Genomic DNA, 4,760 nt, shown 5'->3' with positions numbered 1-4,760 from the left:
GTTGACCACGCTCCATACCGCCTCGCGGCACTTTGAATCTGCCCGCCAGGTCGGCATCCTGCCCAGCGGGCACCGCTCACATGGTCTGCATGGCCACAGCTTTGTGGCACGCATCCGCGCTGATCTGCCGACTGCCTGGGCACCCTATCCCGGTGCCGAAGTCCATACTCTGGGGCAACGCCTTGGCGCTTGTACCTCGCAGTTGGACTACCGCCTGCTCAATGAGGTCTTGCCGCCCGATCAACCCCCGACCGACGAAAACCTGGCGCGCTGGTTGCGTGACCGTTTGCGGGATCAGCAAGTGCCTGGCATCGAGCAGGTCGGGATCCAGAGCACGGCTGATCAGGGTGTCGATCTGGATCGGCTTGACCATGCACATGTGTGGCGCCGCTACCGCTTCCAGTCGGCACACAAGCTGCCCAATGTGCCTCTGGGCCACAAGTGCGGGCGGCTGCACGGGCATGGTTTCGAGGTGATCCTGCATGCCAACCAGAACGCTGGTGGCCGCGACATCAGCATCGACTACGACCATCTCGACGCCATCTGGTCACCCTTTCACTACCAGCTCCATCACAAGTACCTCAATGACATCGAGGGGCTGGCCAATCCAACCAGCGAGGTCATCGCGGGTTGGTTGTGGGCTCGTTTGAAGCAGGTGCTGCCCGAGTTGTCCTGGGTAACGGTGTACGAAACCGGTTCATGTGGGGCCAACTTCAATGGCCAGGATTTCCGCATCTGGAAGGAAATGACGCTGGACAGCGCCTTGTTCCTGCGCCAGGCGCCGGTGGAGGATCCGCATGCGGCCATCCACGGTCATACCTACACCTTGCGCCTGCACCTGGCCGCGCCGCTGGACGAGGTCATGGGCTGGACGGTGGATTTCGGCGATGTGAAAACGCGCTTTGATCCCATCTTCAAGATGCTGGATCACCAGCCTTTGCATGAGCTGCCAGACCTGGCCGATTGCGATGCGGCCAGCTTGTCTCACTGGATTCTGGACAAGGCCCGTGCGGTGCTGCCTCAGGTCGACAGAGTCGATCTGTACCAGACCCGAGGTTGCGGCGCCCTGGCCCTGATCGGTGCCGAGGGGCCGGCCTTGCCGATCTGAACCCTGCTGGGGCCCCGATCGGCCTGTGCGATCAGTATCGGTGGCTCAGCCAGAAGGTCCAGTCGTCGTTCTTGGCGACGGCGGCATCGCTGTTGTGCAGCGGTCTGGTCCAGCTCAGCACACCCGTCAGGCCACCCCATACGGCACCATATTGCAAGCCCACGCTGGAGAGCTTGCGTGTGTTGCTTTGGGCGTCGCTGAAAACCCAGCCTGTGGTCTGGATCAGGCTGACTTGATGCGCATAGGGCTTGCCCAACAGGCCGTCTTCGCCAAGGCTGGGCGCCTGCCAGCTCAGCTGCCACTGCGTGGTGGCGCCGCTGTTGCCGGCATAGGCTTCGTGTCGGAAGCCAGGTACCTGCACAGGGCCACCGATCCAGAATTGCTTGAAGCCCGGCACGTAGTCCGGTGTGTACTGGGCGTTGCCTGTGACCGATGCGCTCCAGCGTGCAGCCAGCGGCACCTTGATCGACGCCTGAACGGCTGTGGCGTTGTAGTTGGCCTGTGGCAGCTCTTGTGGACCCATGCCACCGAGGCCATGATCGAGCTGCAAGCTCAAGCGGCCACTCCAGGCTGCGGTCTGATGTTGCAGCGTCACGCCGGTCGTCACGTGGTTCACGTTCCAGGAAGACGATTGCAACTCGGCTTCCCCGATCTGTTGCACGAACTCGTCATGGGTGACATCGACCGATACGGCAGCAATCCATGATTGGGATCGATGCAGCACGCGGTCCCACTTGAGCGAGAGGCTCGTGCGAGCGGAATCCACTTCGCTGGGCTCCACGATGGGGGCCGTGCTGTTGCTGCGGTACAGCGAGGCCGTGTAGGTCGAGAAGCCATCCGGCACGCTCACCAGCGCCGAGTAGGCGTGCGCCACGGTGTCATGCTCGTTCAACTCCCGCGTATGAGCCAGGTAGATGTTCTCGTTGTGGCCCAGCAGGTTGTCCATCGACAGCGCCAGCGTGCCGGACAGCTGGTTGGCGTCATAGTTGTCCACGCTGGTCTGAACGGACCAGTCCTTCGCAGGCAGTGCGCTTTGAGGGCGCAGCTTGACGATGGACATGCCAGGTTTGTCGCTGGGTTCGATGTCGATCGCAATGGCACGGCTGTCCAGCCGGTTGATCTGGCTGGCAGCCTGTTCGATCACCCGCAGGTTGAGCACGGCATCAGGCTCGCTGACCAGGCCACGTGTGCTGATACGTGGGTCGCTGGAGACGATCTGATCGATGCGTCCCTCCAGCACCAGGATGACCAGCACCCCTTGTTCGTTGACCGTGAACGAGACCGGCTGGCTGGTGATGTAGCCGCGCTGCATGTACCAGGTCGACAGCTTGTACAGCAAGCCGTTGATGTCACCCACGGCGATGCAGGCATCCTGAACCGTGACGGCTTCCAGCCATGCGGCCAGATCCGCCTGAGGAACCAGGCTGGCACCTTCAACCCGCAAGCTCCTGGCTTGCAGGCAGCGCCGGTCCTGCGTGTCCGGTGCAGTCGCCTGAGGCGCTGGGCTGCCTTCCGTTTCGCCCAGCTTGGGCTGCGCGCGTTGACGCAGGGCCTCCAGCCGCAAGCTGTCGCTTTGTCTCAAGGAACTGAGCCCGATGGGCTCTTCGGCTGCCTGGCCTCCTCCATGGGCGGCCAGGCTCATCAACCCGCCGAGCATGGCGGGCACGAAACGGTAACGCATCAACAACAGCCCATCATCACTTCGGTTGGCCGTTGAGCGTGATCACAGGCGAAGTGACGACAGCCGGTGCCAGCAGGAAGGTGCGCACAGCAGGGGCTTCATACGCCACCGACGTGCCAGCAGAGATCTGCGTTGGCGTGAACGAAAGCTTGCCGTTGGTCAGCGAGGTGCCTGCGTCCAGATGAACGTCGTCCGTCGCCTTGATGCTCACGGTGCCGGGCGTGGTGATGGTCGTTGCCACCGTGCTCACGCCGCCATCCAGGGCCTGGATGGACACGCCCTTGGTGGCCTTGAGTTGGCCACCAGTTTGAGCCAGAGCGAGTGTGCCGCCCAGGTTCAGGCTGACCTGGCTGAAGTCCACGTCCAGCGTGGGCAGCAGTTGCACGGGCAGTGCCGCAGACAACTGGCCGGTCACGGTCGTGGTCACGGGTGCCTTGATGGCCACCGACTTGCCCATGATGTCAATCAGTCCACCAGCCTGGATATCAGGTTTGGACAGTGTGACGGCATCCTTGGCGATCAAGTGCACGTCCTGGCCAGCCTTGATGGACGAGGCATCGCTGCCCAGGGTGGCACGGCCCGTTCCGCTCAGGCTCAGGTTCGTGCTCAGCAGGGGCACGCTGGAGCCGGCCAGAGACAGGCCACCCACGCCGATGCTCAGGTCAGCGCCCACGGCCAGGCCGATGCCCGCCAGGCGCAACGAGGTGGGCTTGAGGCCCACGCTCAACTGCTGGATGGACACGCTCAGGTCCAGCATGGACTTCGCGCCCACGTTGAACTGGCTGTCAAAGCTGCCGGTCAGGCGCAGTGAGGAGGCCAGGTCGAGGGCGCCATTGGGCGCTTCCACGGTGGTGCTGCCACCGCTGCTCAACTTCGAGCCCGTCAGCTTGATGTCGCCATCGCTGGCCTGCACCTTCACGCTTTGTGTGCCCGAGATCTGCGAGCCATTGCCCCCGATCGACATCTGCCCCTTGGCGGTGCCGGCCACAGCCAGATCCACCAGTGCATTGAGCGACACGTCCACCTTGGGCAAGGTCACGCCGATGCTGCCACCGCTGAGGCTCAAAGTCGGATTGCTCAGGTTCAGCTTCAAACCGCTGACGGCCAGATCCAGGGGACCATTGAAGGCGCCATTGACCGAGCCGGTCACGTCCAGGCTGGTGCCGATGTCCACACCATGCGCTCCGCGGACGCTGACATCCGTACCGGCGATGTTGGCGCCGTCCATCTCCGTCTTGCCTTGTTCGGCATCCACGCTGATTTGCGTGCCTTGCAGATTGGTCCCCTTGCCTTGAATGGACACGCTGCCATCCAGATTGCCGCTGAGGTTGATCTTCAACTGCTTGGCTGCCAGGAAGTTCTGCTGTGCCAGCACGCCGCCGCCCGAGACATTGAGCTTGGCCGTGCTGTTGATGGCAGAGCCCAGCTTCACGCCATTGTTGCCGTTCACGCTGACCGACTGTGCCTTCATGGCCGTGCCATAGGTGGTCACTGTGTCGTCAGCCTGGACCTTCACCGATTGTCCTGCCGTGATGCTGCCACCGTACTGTGTGGTGCTCGTCACACCGGTGATGTTGCCCGTGCCTGATCCCGCCACGTTCACGGTGGTCAGTTGCACGTTGTTGAGCAGCGAGCCGCCCGTGAACAAGGTGCCGACGATGTTCAAGGCCGAATCGACCTTCACAGGCACGTTGACCGTGCCCTTGAGCGCCGCCGTTTCAGTCAACGAGGAACTGGTGCTGGTGGCCACACCTGTGATCACGTTGCCCGAGGCTTTGACCTGCGCGTTCTGCCCGGCGTTGATGTTCACGCCTTCGGTCAGCACATCACCTTGCGTCGCTTGCACGGTGGCATCCTTGCCTGCCGTGATTGTGACGCCCTTGGCTGTGGTGGACGAGGTCTGCAAGCCATTGGCCGAGCCCGTCACATTGCCATTGAGCGTGACCGTGCCGCTGCCGAACAAGTAAGGCA

3 protein-coding genes are annotated in these 4,760 nt (G+C 62.8%); 1 reads left to right on the top strand and 2 read right to left on the bottom strand.

All coding sequences use genetic code 11. The annotated features are described in order from the left end of the window. Positions 1 to 1,108: 6-carboxytetrahydropterin synthase (locus tag EPO09_RS01785; RefSeq protein ID WP_290639577.1), on the top strand; the 1,108-nt coding region annotated here is incomplete at its 5' end. A gap of 31 nt (positions 1,109 to 1,139) precedes the next feature. Here the strand turns inward: EPO09_RS01785 and EPO09_RS01780 are convergent. Both EPO09_RS01780 and EPO09_RS01775 read right to left on the bottom strand, forming a co-directional pair. Further along, the gene (locus tag EPO09_RS01780; RefSeq protein WP_290639575.1) at positions 1,140 to 2,789 is read right to left on the bottom strand and encodes a ShlB/FhaC/HecB family hemolysin secretion/activation protein; all 1,650 of its coding nucleotides are present in this window, start codon (positions 2,787 to 2,789) and stop codon (positions 1,140 to 1,142) included. A 16-nt stretch (positions 2,790 to 2,805) separates the two neighbouring features. Then, a partial coding sequence (locus EPO09_RS01775; RefSeq protein WP_290639573.1) for a hemagglutinin repeat-containing protein occupies positions 2,806 to 4,760 on the bottom strand: 1,955 nt, incomplete at its 5' end.

Source organism: Aquabacterium sp., assembly GCF_004297345.1.
GTDB lineage: Bacteria > Pseudomonadota > Gammaproteobacteria > Burkholderiales > Burkholderiaceae_C > Aquabacterium.
Note: the sequence above shows the minus strand (reverse complement) of the source record. Positions and strands in the feature narration are given on the sequence as shown.

Excerpts from the sequence above, each read along its gene's own strand:
- EPO09_RS01780 (WP_290639575.1), bottom strand. The coding sequence starts at position 2,789 with ATGCGTTACCGTTTCGTGCCCGCCATGCTCGGCGGGTTGATGAGCCTG.